Annotated in this window: 14 protein-coding genes and 2 tRNA genes; 5 read left to right on the plus strand and 11 right to left on the minus strand. The window is 46.6% G+C overall.

Annotated elements, in window-relative coordinates:
- Positions 1–3 precede the first annotated feature (3 nt).
- The gene (glk, locus tag GC128_RS16185; protein ID WP_151995185.1) at positions 4–969 is read right to left on the minus strand and encodes a glucokinase; all 966 of its coding nucleotides are present in this window, start codon (positions 967–969) and stop codon (positions 4–6) included.
- Positions 970–1,191: 222 nt separating this feature from the next.
- Here glk and GC128_RS16190 point away from each other — a divergent pair, with 222 nt between their 5' ends.
- The gene (locus GC128_RS16190) at positions 1,192–2,427 is read left to right on the plus strand and encodes an ion channel protein (protein WP_151995186.1); all 1,236 of its coding nucleotides are present in this window, start codon (positions 1,192–1,194) and stop codon (positions 2,425–2,427) included.
- On the opposite strand, the gene GC128_RS16195 is transcribed toward GC128_RS16190, so the two are convergent.
- Positions 2,424–4,082: an alpha-keto acid decarboxylase family protein gene (locus tag GC128_RS16195; RefSeq protein ID WP_151995187.1), complete on the minus strand. Its 1,659-nt coding sequence runs from the start codon at positions 4,080–4,082 to the stop codon at positions 2,424–2,426. The genes GC128_RS16190 and GC128_RS16195 overlap by 4 nt on opposite strands.
- Positions 4,083–4,264: 182 nt before the next feature.
- Here GC128_RS16195 and mgrA point away from each other — a divergent pair, with 182 nt between their 5' ends.
- Positions 4,265–5,254, plus strand: a complete 990-nt coding sequence (gene mgrA / locus GC128_RS16200; RefSeq protein WP_151995188.1) for an L-glyceraldehyde 3-phosphate reductase — start codon at positions 4,265–4,267, stop codon at positions 5,252–5,254.
- A gap of 152 nt (positions 5,255–5,406) precedes the next feature.
- Positions 5,407–5,763 carry a DUF2502 domain-containing protein gene (locus tag GC128_RS16205; RefSeq protein WP_151995189.1) on the plus strand — a complete coding sequence of 119 codons (357 nt, stop codon included), beginning with the start codon at positions 5,407–5,409 and terminating at the stop codon, positions 5,761–5,763.
- 41 nt (positions 5,764–5,804) lie between these two features.
- Here the strand turns inward: GC128_RS16205 and GC128_RS16210 are convergent, their stop codons facing one another.
- The 5 genes from GC128_RS16210 to GC128_RS23380 all read right to left on the minus strand — a co-directional run bounded on the left by GC128_RS16210 (position 5,805) and on the right by GC128_RS23380 (position 9,889).
- The gene (locus GC128_RS16210) at positions 5,805–6,644 is read right to left on the minus strand and encodes a bestrophin family protein (protein ID WP_232865913.1); all 840 of its coding nucleotides are present in this window, start codon (positions 6,642–6,644) and stop codon (positions 5,805–5,807) included.
- A gap of 56 nt (positions 6,645–6,700) precedes the next feature.
- Positions 6,701–7,120 (minus strand): hypothetical protein, encoded by a 420-nt coding sequence (locus GC128_RS16215; protein WP_151995191.1) that lies wholly within the window; start codon positions 7,118–7,120, stop codon positions 6,701–6,703.
- Positions 7,121–7,196: 76 nt separating this feature from the next.
- The gene (locus GC128_RS16220; RefSeq protein ID WP_151995192.1) at positions 7,197–8,102 is read right to left on the minus strand and encodes a LysR family transcriptional regulator; all 906 of its coding nucleotides are present in this window, start codon (positions 8,100–8,102) and stop codon (positions 7,197–7,199) included.
- 478 nt (positions 8,103–8,580) lie between these two features.
- Entirely contained in the window at positions 8,581–9,819 is a 1,239-nt protein-coding gene (locus GC128_RS16225) for an Nramp family divalent metal transporter (RefSeq protein ID WP_151995193.1), read from the minus strand.
- Complete coding sequence (locus GC128_RS23380) at positions 9,800–9,889, minus strand: hypothetical protein (RefSeq protein ID WP_420535613.1); 90 nt, start codon at positions 9,887–9,889, stop codon at positions 9,800–9,802. Before GC128_RS23380 ends, GC128_RS16225 begins: the two co-directional genes overlap by 20 nt.
- Before the next feature lie 289 nt (positions 9,890–10,178).
- Here GC128_RS23380 and GC128_RS16230 point away from each other — a divergent pair, with 289 nt between their 5' ends.
- Positions 10,179–11,366 (plus strand): NupC/NupG family nucleoside CNT transporter, encoded by a 1,188-nt coding sequence (locus GC128_RS16230; protein WP_034458999.1) that lies wholly within the window; start codon positions 10,179–10,181, stop codon positions 11,364–11,366.
- A 69-nt stretch (positions 11,367–11,435) separates the two neighbouring features.
- Here GC128_RS16230 and GC128_RS16235 read toward each other — a convergent pair whose 3' ends face one another.
- The 4 genes from GC128_RS16235 to GC128_RS16250 form a co-directional block, all read right to left on the minus strand.
- Positions 11,436–13,076, minus strand: a complete 1,641-nt coding sequence (locus tag GC128_RS16235; RefSeq protein ID WP_226812151.1) for a diguanylate cyclase — start codon at positions 13,074–13,076, stop codon at positions 11,436–11,438.
- A gap of 36 nt (positions 13,077–13,112) precedes the next feature.
- Positions 13,113–15,308, minus strand: coding sequence for an EAL domain-containing protein (locus GC128_RS16240; protein ID WP_151995194.1), 2,196 nt, complete (start codon positions 15,306–15,308; stop codon positions 13,113–13,115).
- A 286-nt stretch (positions 15,309–15,594) separates the two neighbouring features.
- Positions 15,595–15,670: transfer RNA gene (locus GC128_RS16245), tRNA-Ala, on the minus strand.
- 46 nt (positions 15,671–15,716) lie between these two features.
- Positions 15,717–15,792, minus strand: a tRNA-Ala gene (locus GC128_RS16250).
- Positions 15,793–16,013: 221 nt separating this feature from the next.
- Here GC128_RS16250 and GC128_RS16255 point away from each other — a divergent pair.
- A complete protein-coding gene (locus tag GC128_RS16255) occupies positions 16,014–16,367 on the plus strand; it encodes a YfeC-like transcriptional regulator (RefSeq protein WP_064512886.1) in 354 nt (117 codons plus the stop codon).
- The last annotated feature ends 32 nt before the right edge of the window (positions 16,368–16,399 follow it).

The following is a 16,399-nucleotide window of genomic DNA, read 5'->3' on the forward strand; positions in this document are numbered from 1 at the left end:
AGATTAAAGCACTTGTCCCAGCGTTTGACGCAGATGTGCGCCAGCGCCCAGCAACCCCGGCTTATCGTGAACAATCAGATACACGGGGATGCTTTGCACGTACTCTTTAAAACGCCCTTTGTCTTCAAAACCACCACGGAAACCGGATGCTTTAAAGAATTCCAGGAAACGCGGCACAATCCCACCTGCGATGTAAACACCACCAAACGTTCCCAGCGTCAGAGCCAGGTTGCCACCAAAACGCCCCAGGATCACACAGAACAAAGACAGCGCACGACGACAGTCGGTGCAGCTATCTTCCAGCGCTCGTTCAGTAATATCTTTCGGTTTATAGCCCTGCGGTTCGCGACCATCTGATTTAACAATAGCGCGGTACAGATTCACCAAACCTGGTCCTGACAGCACACGTTCAGCAGAAACGTGGCCGATTTCGGTGCGCAGTTCCTCGAGGATAATCCCCTCTTCTTCACTGTTTGGCGCAAAATCTACATGACCGCCCTCACCCGGTAGGCTAATCCAGCGTTTATCAACGTGAACGAGATGAGCCACACCAAGCCCGGTACCTGCACCATATACCGCAACAGGTTTGCCTTCGATTGGCTCACCGCCACCAAACTTAATCAGGTGCTCATCTTTGATCATCGGAATAGCCATCGAAACAGCAGTGAAGTCGTTAATGATTTCCAGATGTTCAAAGCCAAGATTCTTTTTCATCTCAGCGGTAGAGAATGCCCAGGTATGGTTGGTCATCGCCACCCAGTCGCCGGTAATCGGACAAGCAATTGCGATACAACCGTCAGTCACACTAACACTGTGCTCTTTGAGATAATGCACCACAACCGCTTCAAGACTTGGAAAATCGAGGCCCGAATAGGTTTTCGCCTGAGTGATGTCGCCATTTTCTACGTTGCACAGTGCCAGACGTGCATTGGTACCGCCTACATCTCCTACCAAAGCATATTTTGTCATTCTTCCACTGCTCCGCTAAAGTCAAAATAAGTCCTCGCCACACTGTAAAATTAGCTAGCCTAAACAACAACGACCAGATGAGAAGTGCCTTGGGATTATAGATCTTCGTCACAGATTAGCTTGAGCGTTTCAGCCCTTATTGCTGAAAGGCAAGATGTGTTATCTGGCAGACTGTATGCCGTGACGATTTTGCGTTAAAAAAATTTTAGTTAAGGAAAAATCATGCTCCATCCGCGAGCCAGAACCATGCTGGTTCTTTCCATTCCGGCACTGGTCATTGGGATCTGTTCCAGCCTGGTATTAATTGTGGTGATGAAAGTTGCCGCTGTCTTACAAAAATATTTATGGGTGTCACTGCCCGCCCGATTCGATCTCGACATGAATTCCCCGATGTGGATTTTATTGATGCTGACCTTCACCGGGATTGCGGTTGGGTTGGTGGTTCGCTATATGCCTGGCCATGCAGGCCCTGATCCTGCCACCGAACCGTTGATTGGTGCGCCAGTCAACGTAATGGCGTTGCCGGGTTTGATTATTGCGCTAGTGCTAGGGCTTGCTGGTGGTGTAAGCCTCGGGCCTGAACATCCTATTATGGCGGTAAATATCGCGCTGGCTGTGGCTATTGGCGCACGCTTGTTGCCAAAAGTCGGGGCGCTCGACTGGACGATTCTTGCCGCAGCCGGAACCATTGGCGCATTGTTCGGCACGCCGGTGGCAGCTGCGTTGGTATTTTCCCAGACCCTCAACGGCAGCAATGATGTCCCCTTGTGGGACCGACTTTTTGCACCACTTATGGCAGCAGCAGCCGGAGCAATGACCACAGACTTGTTCTTCCACCCTGATTTCTCTTTGCCTTCTTTGCAATATACCGAACTGCGCCTGGTTGATATTTTCAGTGGCGCCGTAGTGGCAGCTATCGCTATTGCATTGGGCATGGTTGCCGTCTGGTGTCTTCCACGTATGCATCGTTTAATGCACCAGTTAAAACATCCCGTGTTAATTCTTGGTGTTGGTGGCTTCCTGTTAGGCGTGTTAGGGCTGATTGGCGGCGAAATCACGCTATTCAAGGGCTTAGATGAAATGCGCCAGCTCACCGCTGGGCAGCATTACTCTGTTGCAACAATGCTTATGTTTGCGGTGGTAAAACTGGCGGCATTGGTGATTGCTTCTGCATGTGGATTCCGTGGTGGACGCATATTCCCAGTGGTTTTCGTTGCGGTCGCACTTGGGATGATGCTCCACCAGCATGTTGAAGCAGTTCCGGCTGCCATTACGCTATCTTGCGCCATCCTTGGCCTGGTGTTAGTCGTTACTCGTGATGGTTGGCTCAGCCTGTTTATGGCAATGGCCGTGGTGCCCGACATCAAACTACTCCCATTGCTGTGCATCGTGATGCTGCCAGCCTGGCTGATGCTTGCAGGTAAACCGGTAATGATGGCGGAGAAGCCTAAGGTTTAATCCTTAGCGGCATTGCGCTTAGCAAGCGCTGCCGTAACCGCCTGCAATAGTTCGGGAATATCTTGTTTCGGTAGAACGACTTCCACAAGCGTAAGTCGTTCTGCCAACGCCGCTTTCTGCATTACTTCTTCAAGCTGGACCTGCTCAGTCACTCGCCAGCATTGCGCAGGGTTGTGAAGATTCATCGCCTGCGGAATTTGCGTCCAGTTCCAGGATGCGATGTCGTTATAGCGCTGCTCGGCGCCATGAATGGCTCGCTCAACGGTGTAACCGTCATTGTTGAGCAAGAAGATCACCGGGCGTTGCCCATCGCGCATCATCGAGCCAATCTCCTGAATCGTAAGCTGCGCCGACCCATCCCCCACCAGCAATACCACGCGACGATTGGGGCAAGCGGTTTGCGCCCCAAACGCGGCCGGGAGGGTAAAACCTATCGAACCCCACAACGGCTGGCTGATAAAAGTCACCCCGGCGGGTAGGGTCAGTGTCGCCGCGCCAAAAGCGGCGGTTCCCTGGTCTGCCAGAACTATATCTCCCGGGCGTAGGAATTTTTGAATGGATTGCCAGAACGCATGCTGGTCTAGTTTTCCGCTAGTCGCTTCGGGCAGTGCTGGCGGCTTTTGCTCTGACACGGGCCAGCCGGAAACCTGGTGTTTGCACAACTGATGCAAGACCGACACGGCTTGCGCCATTGCAATACCGCTGAACCAGCGTTCTCCGATTCGGGTAGCATTCGGTTGAATGTCGATAGTCTGCTGAAGAGTAAGATGCTGCGTGAACCCTGCGGTAAGCGTATCGGTAAACTTAACACCCACGCAGATAACCAGTTCGGCCATTTCAATCGCCTGTATCACCGTTGCATCGCTGGCAGCGGCGCTGTAAGTGCCTACAAACCCCTGCTGACCTTCATCAAATAACCCTTTGCCCATTAGCAACGTTGCATGAGGCATCGGAGTGTCATCCATCCACTGTTGCAACGCTTTTTGCTGTCCAAAACGTAACGCCAGAAAATCCGCCAATAAGGCCACACTGCGGCTTTCAGCCAGGCGTTCTTGTACACAGGCACGAAATTCCGCCAGTAAGGCGGGATCGGTTGACTGTTGCGAAGTAAGTAACGGTTTTGTTGGGCGAGTAGCTGGGGCCTGAGAGACGTCGCCAGGTAATAACAAATAACCGGGACGGCGTTGGGTCAAAGCTTGTAGCAAAACGCGGTCGATTTCATAACAGGCATTTTCTACAGTGAGGGAAGCTTGGGCTACTGTTACTTCCTGTGCCATTCGCGCAAAGTGCCGGAAATCACCGTCGCCTAATGTGTGGTGCATTAACTCGCCGCGCTGTTGCGCCCCAAGGCATGGTGCGCCGACTACATGGATAACCGGTAAATATTCAGCGTAACTCCCAGCGATGCCATTAATGGCACTGAGCTCTCCAACCCCAAAGGTAGTGAGCACCGCAGCCGCTCCATTACAGCGAGCATAACCATCAGCAGCATATGCAGCATTCAGCTCGTTGGCACACCCCACCCAGGCAAGGGTCGGGTTATTAATCACATTGTCCAGAAACTGTAAGTTGTAGTCACCGGGAACACCAAACAGATGGGTAATTCCAGCCTCGGTGAATCGGTCCAGAAGATAGTCTGCGACAGTGTAAGACATAACTGATTCCTTCTCAGAGGGCTTACTGTGAGTATTGGGCATATGTGATCGCTGTCGAGGATCAATGAGAATAAGGGTGTGGAAAGAGGGATTTACACGTAACTGCGGTGTAGTCTGAAGCCCGAAATGTTGTGAAAACGTATACACTAAGTTGGGCATTATTCACTTACCGGGAAACTAATATGGTCTATCAGGCAAATCCTGCGCGTTATGAATCAATGGAATATCGTCGTTGTGGGCGTAGCGGACTCAAACTACCCGCCATTTCTCTGGGTTTATGGCACAATTTTGGCGACAGCACGTTACTGGACAACAGCCGTCAGTTGTTGCACCGCGCATTTGATTCCGGGATTACCCATCTGGATCTGGCCAATAATTATGGGCCACCTCCGGGCTCTGCCGAAGAAAACTTTGGCCGTATCCTGCGTGAAGATTTCCTTCCATATCGTGATGAGCTGATTATTTCGTCCAAAGCGGGTTACACCATGTGGGATGGGCCGTATGGTGATTGGGGATCGCGTAAGTATTTAATTTCAAGCCTTGATCAAAGCCTGAAGCGTATGGGATTGGAGTATGTTGACATCTTCTATCACCATCGCCCGGATCCAGAAACACCCCTTGAAGAAACTATGCGCGCACTGGATACCGTGGTCCGTCAAGGTAAAGCACTGTACGTTGGCGTCTCAAATTACCCAGCCGAACTCGCCGCTCAAGCCATTGATATTTTGAATGACCTTGGTACTCCATGCCTTATCCACCAGCCACGTTACTCGATGTTTGAGCGTTGGGTTGAAGGCGGTTTACTGGACGTTCTGCAAGAAAAAGGCGTAGGTAGCATTGCCTTTTCACCACTGGCTGGCGGCCAACTAACCGATCGCTATCTTGATGGTATTCCTGCTGATTCCCGTGCAGCAAGCGGCAGCAAGTTCCTTAATGCTGAACAGCTCACAGAGGAAAAACTGCAAAAAGTTCGTAAATTGAATGCCATAGCGCAACGTCGCGGGCAGAAACTTTCCCAAATGGCATTGGCATGGGTGCTGCGTGGTGACAAAGTTACATCAGTGCTGATTGGCGCCAGTAAAACCAGCCAGATTGATGATGCAGTCGGCATGTTAGCCAATCGCCACTTTACGGCAGAAGAACTGGCAGAAATTGAAGCTATTTTAGTGTAATCGCTATCACCAACTGGTTTAATTACGAACTAAATTAGCAAAAAGTGCTCTCTTCTGCGAATTAGGAGTTGTGGCGATGAAACACTTAGTTACCACAACTTACTATACCGCTAACAAGCCGCTCTGGCGGTTACCGTGTAAGGGGAGAGAGTATGTTCAGGACACTGATTCTTGCGATTGCATTACTGGCATCTGCACCAATGATGGCGAATGCGGGCGAAATCACCCTGCTGCCGTCAGTTAAGCTTCAAATTGGCGATCAGGATTATCGCGGTAATTACTGGGATGGCGGCGGCTGGCGCGACCGTGATTACTGGCATCGTAATTATGAATGGCGTGACCGTGGCTGGCACCGCCATGATAACGGCTACCATCGTGGCTGGTATAAAGACCGTGGCCGTAGCAGCTTTGAGAAAGGTTATCGCGCGGGCTGGAACGATCGTGACGATCATCGTGGTCGAGGCCGTGGTGATCACGGACGTGGGCACGGCGGTGGTCATCGCCATTGAGGCTAATGATTTAAAAATGGGAGCTAAGGCTCCCATTTTTATTACAGCAATCGATAGTTCTTATCCGGGGTGATTTTTCCAGGAAGCCTCCCATCATGGATCATTTCCCGTAAATCAATTTCAATGGTGTTGCAGATAGCATTCAAGGGTAAATCATTATCTTCACGACCAAAGGGATCCTCAAGCTCAGTAGCAATCGCATCAAGCGCAAGCAATGCATATGTGGTAAATAATGAAAACAACAGAGAAAGAAACCCAAAGCTGTCGATGATCAGCAATGGATAAATCGCACAATAGATATAAATAGTGCGATGTAAAATTAAAGAATATGCAAACGGAATTGGCGTATTACTGATACGTTCACACCCACCCTGAATGGTACTGATATTATTGAGGTAATGATTAAAGTTCTGGTAATCCAGGGAATTTCGCTTATAGCGAAAAAGCCATTTGCCAATCTCCTGAAGCAAAGCATTACATGGAGTGGCAACATTTAGCCTCTCAAGCATAAATGGGGCTTGCGATGTGACCTCCACAGGCATTTTTTCATGCCGCAGCATCGATTTTAATATGTTGCAATAACATACGATAAAATTGAGCACGACTTTCATCTCATCCTGACTAGCTTCTGTTGTGCTTTTTATTTCCCGCATTAAAGATCGAGTGGTAATCAACAAGTCTCCCCAAAGCTTTCTGGCCTCAGAATAGCGGAGCCACGCTGCATTGTTACGGAAGCCAAGAAATATCGAAATGGATATCCCAATAAAACCAATTGGATTTTCTTTTGCTTCAATACCATGCAAATGCAAAAGCGGGAGTAGAAATAGATAAGCCATATTCAACATAGCGAAAAAGAGCAACTGGCGAGAAATCTTCCTCATAATAGACCCTCTCCATGAGAACAATCTTCTAAACCAGTGTTGCTCAGGCCTGACTATCATTCTTTATCCTTTACACATAAATTTGCCATATGTGCATAAACGGGAACCAATTTATGTAAGTAATGCTCAAAAACCTGTTTTTTATCAGAAAGAGGTATCACTCCGTCAAGGAGGCCCTGTTGATTAATATATGAAGAGGGTATGTCTATAATGCTCTCTCCTTGTATAAGAGGATGATAGCTAATCATAATAGGGCCTAAAAAACCGGTGCGGATAATGTTTAGCTGCATTGAACCAAAAAGCTTTATAGACAAATTATTACTTTGGCAAATTGCTACCTGGTGATGGTATAAACGTTCAGTTAATGTAATATTCTTTAGCAAAACCAATGTGTAGTTATTCCATAAACTATCCATACTTGTTTTTTTACTATGAATATCAGAAGCGTACTCTTTTAAAGATAGGTATTGCGGCATACAAAAATCTCTCCCACTTAAAATTGAGATTAAATATAGATAATAAAAAACAGAAAAGTAATGAATGATGAATTAACTAGTCAGTATTTCCATTTTTGCTCAGTGCTTTGATGGCATCACTATGAAGAATAAAATCAATGTAATTACGCAATGTCAAAGTGTTATTTTTATTACTGGGATAAATCATCCACAATTCTATTTTCTGCACACTCCAGTCGGGAAGAGCAATTTTAAGCTGACCATTTTTTAGATAGGGATCCACAATGTACTCGGGCAAAATTGCCATCCCTGTACCTTGTAAAGCTTGTTGCAATATATAAGTCAGATTATCGCTGGTATGCCGAGAATTCATGACCAATTTATAGCTGCTAGCTTCTTGAGAAAGAGTGACGCTTTTCCATGTTTTATGAGTAATTAAATCACATGTAAGCAATTCATCAGGTGAACTGACATTATGCTTTTCTGCATACTCCGGCGTCGCAACAATAAATCGATTAAAGGTTCCCAGGAAACGCCCAATGAAAGAGTCATCGGAAGGCTTACCTATTCTGTAAGCGACATCAAAAGTATCGTTAACCGAACCAAAGAATGAGTCAGCCGTAACCAGTTCAAGTTCAACCTGAGGATTTGCTTTCAAAAACTCATGGTGAGGTGCAGGTAAGGCACTGTACATGAACCCCGGAGGCGCTATTATTCTTAATTTCCCATTTGGGCTTTCACGTAATAACTGAATGAGCTCATCAGCTCTGAATGCAACATCTATCACTTCCTGACAGTATCGCAAATAACTTTCACCTGCATATGTCAGCGAGATCTTTCGCGTTGTTCGATTGAGCAAACGCAAACCAAGATATTCTTCGAGTTCACTTATTTGCTGGCTGACGCGAGATTTCGTCATATTCAATTCTTCAGCGGTTCTTGTAAAATTGCCGTTTTTTACCAGCGCGGCAAAAAGAGCCATATGATTAAAGTGCTTGAACATGACAAAACCCTGATATTTCTAAACGTCAGCATAAATCATACATAACATAATGTGGGATGGATAGAGCTGATTGTTCAACAAATCACACCCATTTGTTCTGAAAGTAGTAACTAATCAACAGAGTCTTAATAGGTATGATTGCCTGTGTTCGCACCAATATACACAGGGTGATTTATAAATAATGTGGACCTCGATAGCGAATCGAAAACTGCTGAGCATTCCGCTTTTTGGAATATTATTGCTCAATACGATTATTGACATTTTCTTAGGTGCTATTGCGTTAGGGCATCACAATTTTATGATTGTCGGTGTATTGGCAATCGCATTTGCGATTCAGGGAATGTTTATGGTTCGAGTTAGCAGGCATATATTCTGCTAACTCACCAGGGGAAGGGATATAAATAAACGCAAATGCATGAATGAACTTATAAAGATGTAACCCGCGACCACAAGACTGTGGCCGCAGAGCGCTATAAATCTACAACCCCAAAGCCGTACCAACTAGCAGCCACAGGTTAAGCGCCACCACTACAGCTACAATCACCCACCCCACTTGTTTTACCAGCCGGGTATTGACTAAATCCCCCATCAATTTTTCATTGCTGGTGAAAATCAGCAGTGGCACCAGAGCCAGTGCGATACCGAAACTGAGCAGAACCTGGCTCATAACAAGAACGCGCGTTGGGTCAAGCCCCATCAGGATGACAATAAAAGAAGGTGCCATGGTGACTGAGCGGCGAACCCACAGCGGTATATAAAAGCGCACGAACCCTTGCATCACGACCTGCCCTGCCAGCGTGCCGACAACAGTTGATGACAATCCCGCCGCAACCAAGCTCAATCCGAAGATAGTCGCCGCAGAATGGCTCAAAAGTGGCTCAAGCGTGAGATATGCCTTTTCGAGATCGGCAACACCTGTATGGCCAGAGAAGTGAAACGCAGCGGCGGCCGTTGCCATCATCGCCAGATTAACAAATCCGGCAATCGTCATTGCGATACCCACATCCCATTTTGTCGCGCTGTAACGCTCGGCGCGATTGCCTTCGTGCATATGCTGGGTCAGCGATGAGTGAAGATAGATAACGTGCGGCATAATAGTCGCACCCAGCACCCCGGCGGCTAAAAATACCGCTTCGCTGGTCGGTAAGCTTGGGATCAACATCCCTTTGCCCAATTCAGCCAATTTAGGCTGTGAGAAAATCAGTTCAACAATGTAAGCCGCGGCCACAAATAACAGCAGTCCACCGATCACTTTTTCGAGCGGTTTTTGCCCGCGCCGTTGCAACATCAGTATCAGGAACGTTGCAATACCGGTAAGTACCGCACCTTGCAGCAATGAGACACCGAGGATTAATTTAAAACCAATCGCAGCACCGATGAATTCGGCCAGATCGGTCGCCATGGCAATGATTTCGGCTTGTATCCAGTACAGCCACACAACCGGACGCGGATAGTGGTCACGAATTTGTTCAGCGAGGTTCTTGCCGGTGGCAATCCCTAGTTTTGCCGATAGAATTTGGATGAGCATCGCCATCAGGTTCGCCCACACCACTACCCATAGCAATTTATAGCCAAAGCTGGCCCCGGCCTGAATGTTGGTAGCAAAGTTACCAGGATCGATATACCCGATAGCAGCGATAAAAGCCGGCCCCATCAACGCCAGGCGTAATCTGCGCGCTGTGCGGGTACCACTGTTGTCAACGCGACTGTTTGTCATCATCTGCCTCTGAGATATAGCCTTTGCTATGTTTCAAGCTATCAAAAATGAGAATGATTATCAAATTCATTTAAGTGAGATAAACTAATTGCTCTGATAGATGAAAACAATGAGGGATTTGGGGTGACGATTTAGCATCGTCCGTTAATTAAAAAAAATACGACAACCACTATGTTAAGGATATGTGCGTTGACGCAACTTTTATCTTCTTTACTTAACATAGCAGAAATGTATGGTTGATCACTAATTTTGAGATTCGTCACACGACATCACTATAGTGTGCGATTAGTCTCGTTTTCTTATTGCTTGTTTCATAGAATGTGCAACGAAATTAAACCTGCCTCATGTTTGGAGCAAATATGTCCCGCGTTCTTCACTTTGTCTTAGCGCTTGCCGTGGTTGCGCTACTTGCTTTATTGCTGAGTAGCAACCGTAAGCAGATTCGTATTCGCTTTATCGTTCAACTGTTAGTGATTGAACTCATTCTCGCCTGGTTCTTCCTGAACTCAGAAATCGGTCTGGGCTTTGTGAGAGGTTTCTCAGAAATGTTTGAGAAACTGCTGTCGTTCGCTAACGAAGGGACAAACTTTGTATTCGGTAAGATGAATGACGAAGGACTCGCCTTCTTCTTCCTGAAAGTACTCTGCCCAATCGTCTTTATCTCCGCGCTGATCGGGATATTGCAGCACATCCGTGTTCTGCCGATTGTTATCCGCTTTATCGGTACCGTTCTGTCTAAAGTGAATGGTATGGGTAAACTGGAATCCTTTAACGCCGTAAGCTCGCTGATTCTGGGACAATCAGAAAACTTTATCGCCTATAAGGATATTCTCGGCAAGATGTCTCGCAACCGCATGTACACCATGTCCGCTACGGCCATGTCTACCGTGTCCATGTCGATTGTCGGTGCATATATGACGATGCTCGAGCCAAAATATGTGGTCGCAGCGCTGGTGTTGAACATGTTCAGTACCTTTATCGTACTGTCGCTGATTAACCCTTACCGCGTTGACGAGAGCGAAGAAAATATCCAGATGTCTAACCTGCACGAAGGCCAAAGCTTCTTCGAAATGCTCGGTGAATACATTCTGGCAGGTTTTAAAGTTGCGATTATTGTTGCAGCGATGCTGATTGGCTTCATTGCCCTGATCGCGGCACTTAACGCACTGTTTGCAGCAATCTTCGGCATCTCCTTCCAGGGCATTCTGGGTTACATCTTCTACCCGGTAGCCTGGGTGATGGGTGTTCCGTCGCATGAAGCATTGCAGGTTGGTAGCATCATGGCCACCAAACTGGTTTCCAACGAATTTGTTGCGATGTTGGATCTGCAAAAACTGGCTGGTACGCTTTCCCCACGTGCGGAAGGTATCCTGTCTGTGTTCCTGGTTTCGTTTGCTAACTTCTCTTCTATCGGGATTATCGCAGGTGCGATTAAAGGCCTGAACGAAGAGCAAGGTAACGTGGTTTCTCGCTTTGGCCTGAAACTGGTTTACGGTGCAACTCTGGTGAGTATTCTGTCAGCATCTATCGCTGGTCTGTTCTTGTAATTCTCACAATAAAAAGCCGGGGCAATTTGCTCCGGCTTTTTTTATGCCTGAAATTGCTGGCGGATTTATCTACGCCTGAATAGCATCGTCATCCTGCCAGCAGACCTGGTTTCTGCCTCGTTCTTTAGCGGTATACATCCGCATATCTGCAAGCGACTGGATTTGATCAAGCGTGTACTCAGGATACTCACTGTGCGAAGCCACACCTAGCGATGCGGTAACAGGTAATTTTCGGCCGTCATCCAGAACCAGTGCCGAAGACTCCAACTCCCATTTAACTCTTGTAGCCACCATAATCCCCGCCTTGAGATCGGAGTTAGGCAGATAAATACAGAACTCCTCACCACCAATACGCCCAAGAATATCCTGGCTGCGTATCGCACGCTGAATGCGCTGAGTCGCATGCATCAGCACATTGTCACCGACCTGATGCCCGTAAACATCGTTCACTTTCTTGAAGTGGTCGAGATCTAATTGCACAAGTGTGTAATCTACATAATCAGGGCTAATTTGTGATGTTTTCTCAAAGAAGCCACGGCGGTTAAGTGCACCGGTCAAGTCATCGTGAAGCGCATGATGCTGCATTTCACGCTGCAAGCTCCCCATATTGCGCACCAGGCGGCAAATCACTCGGTGCGATCCCCAAAGGAAAAGCACGAATATCCCCCACATCGCGATCAACAGGATACTGAAACGGCCAAAGTCTTCATGTAAACCCTGGCTGAGGGTCTGGGTACTGATCAGTACCGAGCGCGTGCCAACAACTCTGCCAAAAGTGATGAATACCGACCCATCGCGCATCGTGCCGCGCGATGAGACTTCAAGCATCTGGCGAATAGTTTGTAGATGCTTAGCAGTGAGTTGAAATTGATTGGCCGACCCTACGGTACCGGTGAGTGGAATTAGCCGTTCATCAAACAATTGATAAGCACTCTGCGTATCTTCAGGTAATGACGCCGCAAGGAATTTTTGCACTGCATCATTTTCAAACGCTATCCCCAGAAGGCCTATCCATTCGCCACGAAAATCGACAGGAATGGCGGCATTAACCAGAGTGTCATCAGTTTTAGCGATATTCTGCCGTGTCCAGAAAGGTTCTCGCTGTGGATTGAGCAATGGCGATGCCAGCACGAAACTGCCCTGTTCTACATGCGGGTTGTAGCTGCTCACCAATAGCGAGTTCATCTCCTGGGATAGAGAGACAATAAACTCGCCATCACGTGAGATGTAATACAAATCAGCAGTCAGTTCATTGGCCCCTGTCGCCAACGGGAAAAGACCCTGAATCTTCCGCAATGCGTAGAGTTGCTGGCGGACTTGTAGCGCGTCCTCGCCGTGAAACGCGCTGTCCTCGGTAAGCGTATCGGGCAAAGGCAGCTCGCGGACCCACAATGGTGAATCGCCAACATCGCCTGTAATTTCCGAAGGAACAGTTGCCACACCAGGGAACAACGGATCGTCCATCGCTTCAATAAAAATTCGTTTTAGATAGCGAAGGTTGTCAACTTTGTACTGTGCTTTGCTTTCGATTCTGGCAATTACACTTTCAAGGTGGCTAAGCTGGCTTGTACGGTAGCCATGGCTAAATAGCTGTCCTTGCTGCCAGAATAAAAAAGTAGTCAGCGCAAAAACAAAAATGAAAACCAGATGGATAACCCGGAGTGTTTTTGCCATTGGCAGGCGAAATCTATTCGCTAAAGAAGTGCTCACAAATCAGCCCCTTGATTATATGTTCGCAACATACTGCTACCTTAATGTATGGACTAAGGCCAGAGGCTCTGGCTTGCCTATCAGATACCCTTGTAAAAACTGTACGCCGAGTTCGCATAACAGCCTGCGCTGCTCTTCCGTTTCAACAAACTCAGCCACAACAATCAATTGCTTCGCTCGAGCCATATCACAAATAGATTTAACAATCAGTGGGTCAAGCGAGTCGGTGGTGATATCTTTAATGAAGCAACCATCAATCTTAATAATGTCCGCATGCAACCTTTTCAACCGCTCGTAGTTCGCATAACCGGTACCAAAGTCATCAATGGCAATTTTAAACCCATAATCACGCAGTAACGTAATGTTCTGCATTGAAGTTTCTGACTCTGAAAAAGCCTGTTCCTCGGTGACTTCAATAATCACGCTGCTGGTTGGCACCTGGAATTGCGTGAACAATGAAATAATATTCTGCGCAATATCCTTTTGCATCAACGTCAACGGCATAAGATTTACCGAGAAACGCGACTGCTCGCCCTTCTCAGGGTGAAGATACAAATAATTCACCAGCTTTTTCACCACTAACATATCGAAGCGCGTACTGAGGTTAAACTCGGCGATAACAGGAATAAATTTATCCGGGGTAATTAATTCATCATCAAAAGTGATACGACTCAGTATTTCGTGATATCCATGCCCCATCTTATTCACAATAGGTTGTGCATAGAGAGTGACAGGCTCTTCTTCATTCAAAGCACGTTTGATTTTTTGCAGTAACAAAACACGCTCTGTCGTTTTGTCAGAGACATATTCAACTCGGGTATTCAAGCTGAGTACGCGTAACGATTCACTCGCCTGATCGGAGAGAAAACTTAATTGCCCTAAAGTGCGGTGTAATTCTTCAAGGCTGTTGTCGATAACGCTATAGGATGCGCCGTACTCAATTTCCAGCATGGTATTATGCCATGTTATTTTTTTGCTATTGAGTAAATCCACAATATGTTCGAGTCGCGCATCGGTATGTTGTCCACGGAGGAAAATTAATAATTCGCTTCCGGGCAACTGAAATACTTGTTCACCTTCATGCAGGAAAGGCGTTATCTGGCTGGTAACTATACGCTTACAATGAATTCGCATCATCATGCCGTAATGGCGGCTTAAAAATTCCAGGTTCGACATCCTTAGGCAGCAAAGCGTCCCTTCCGGGTAACATTGCACATGATGTTCCAGGGCACGTAAATTTGGTAATTGTGTTAATGGATCGGTTAATGCCTGCGAATGATAAATGCGTTTCATCCATTCGTTTTTCTTAAACATCATCGTCATATACAACATACAGACGGAAAAAGAGATGAAAACAGAAAGTATGAATGACAGGGCAAATTCTGTATTAACCCCGTAAAGGAAACCATTGTTATATGTCAGTAGTAGCCATACAGATATAGCCCATAACAGCCCCATTAAACGCGGGCCAAAATGGCGGATACCCAGCGTAAATAGCACAAAGATAGCGGGCACAAGGTAACCTGAAACCTGCAACAAGCCCCACGATGAGCACAGCACCACCAGCAGAGTTATCAGGCATAACAACCAGGTGAAAGAATAAAAACGACGTGGGCCAACGAAATCACGCATCACGCAACGACGCCAGAAGGCTCGGACGTAATTTGGATTCAGGATCATTCTAAGCGGATAGTAAAACAGGAAAGTAAATATCAGCGAGGCGGCAATTAAATTTTGAAAATCCACCACCATAAACATGAGTGAATTGTCACCAAAGTACGCAGCCACTGCTTCTGGAAATTGAATATAGTGACCCGCCAGATACATCAATAATTTAGTGCTGAAAGGTGCGACAAACCCTAGCCAGAATATCCGAGTCCCCATTCCTTTATCGGTCAAAGCATAGCGCCATCTCGACCCAAGGTAATGACGAGCAATTATGCTACAAACTATTATTGGAAATATCAGGCAAAAAACAAAAGACGCTAATGCTACAAATGACAGATGAAGTACGCATGAGAATGTGACTACTGATGAAATTATTAGAGGAATAATCGCAGTCCGACCATAGATAAACACCATGGCTATCAACAAACCCATTGGGAGATAAGCGAGATAAACCTGAACACCATCAATTGTCGTTAACGGTGAAATGTAGCGAGAAAAAGGGACAAGCAAGAGAGATAAAACCAGTGCTGTGACGAATTTCTTGAGAGATTTTTGAAAAATCATAAGCCCTGGTCTGAGTATTCTTTAATGGCTTTGCAGCATTATTCGGTGATAAATAATACGTTTATTTGTTGCGCAAATCAAGTTTGTTAATTATTGCATGTGGTTAAATTTATTGGTTTTTTATACAACCCAACAAAGAGAAATAGTTTGATATATTCATACTGAGAATGCATCGTATTTATATATTCACTAAATTGAGGAAAGTCGAGCTCAGATCACTATTTTGTGACGTTATTCTGGCGCAGAAACGAAAAAACCCCCGCCATTAGGCGAGGGTTTCATATTTTGGTGGAGCTAAGCGGGATCGAACCGCTGACCTCTTGCATGCCATGCAAGCGCTCTCCCAGCTGAGCTATAGCCCCACGAATGGGTTTGGTTTAAACGATTCAAATCTTGCTGGTAAAGATTTGGTGGAGCTAAGCGGGATCGAACCGCTGACCTCTTGCATGCCATGCAAGCGCTCTCCCAGCTGAGCTATAGCCCCGTACCGTGAAACCGTGTCGTATCGACGGGCGGCATCATATGAAACCCATTCGAGAGTGTCAACGTCAAATTCAGCTTCTGCGATTAATCGCCGAAAAAGCAAACAATACAAGTAAAAGCAAATGCATCTCGTCTTCCTGTAGTTAATCCTGTCACAGTTTCCAGTAAAATGATCCCCTAAAATGAACCACTAATAACCCCTTTGGATTTAAGGAAAAAACTGTGCTCAAGGAACGTATGACCCCGGAAGAGCTGGCGATGATTACTGGTTATAGTCGCCAAACAATCAACAAATGGGTACGTAAAGAAAGTTGGCTCACCACTCAAAAACCCGGTGTTCAGGGAGGTAAAGCTCGCCTGATTCATGTGGATGAACGTGTTCGCGATTTTATTAATAGTGCAAAACGCGTTTCGGAGAAACTCAGCAGCTACCACGTTAATGACACTTCACTGGAAGGGCTTTTGCTCAATTCGATGAAACAGATGTCTATCTCGGAACAAGAAAAGATGTCTGCATTGATTCTGCGAGAAGGCATTGCTGGGGTGTTAAAACGTTTAGGTATTCGTGATGAGTAAAACGAGTATCAAAAAGCCGGCATAAGCCGGCT

The sequence above is a fragment of the Buttiauxella massiliensis genome (assembly GCF_902500225.1).
GTDB classification, from domain to species: domain Bacteria; phylum Pseudomonadota; class Gammaproteobacteria; order Enterobacterales; family Enterobacteriaceae; genus Buttiauxella; species Buttiauxella massiliensis.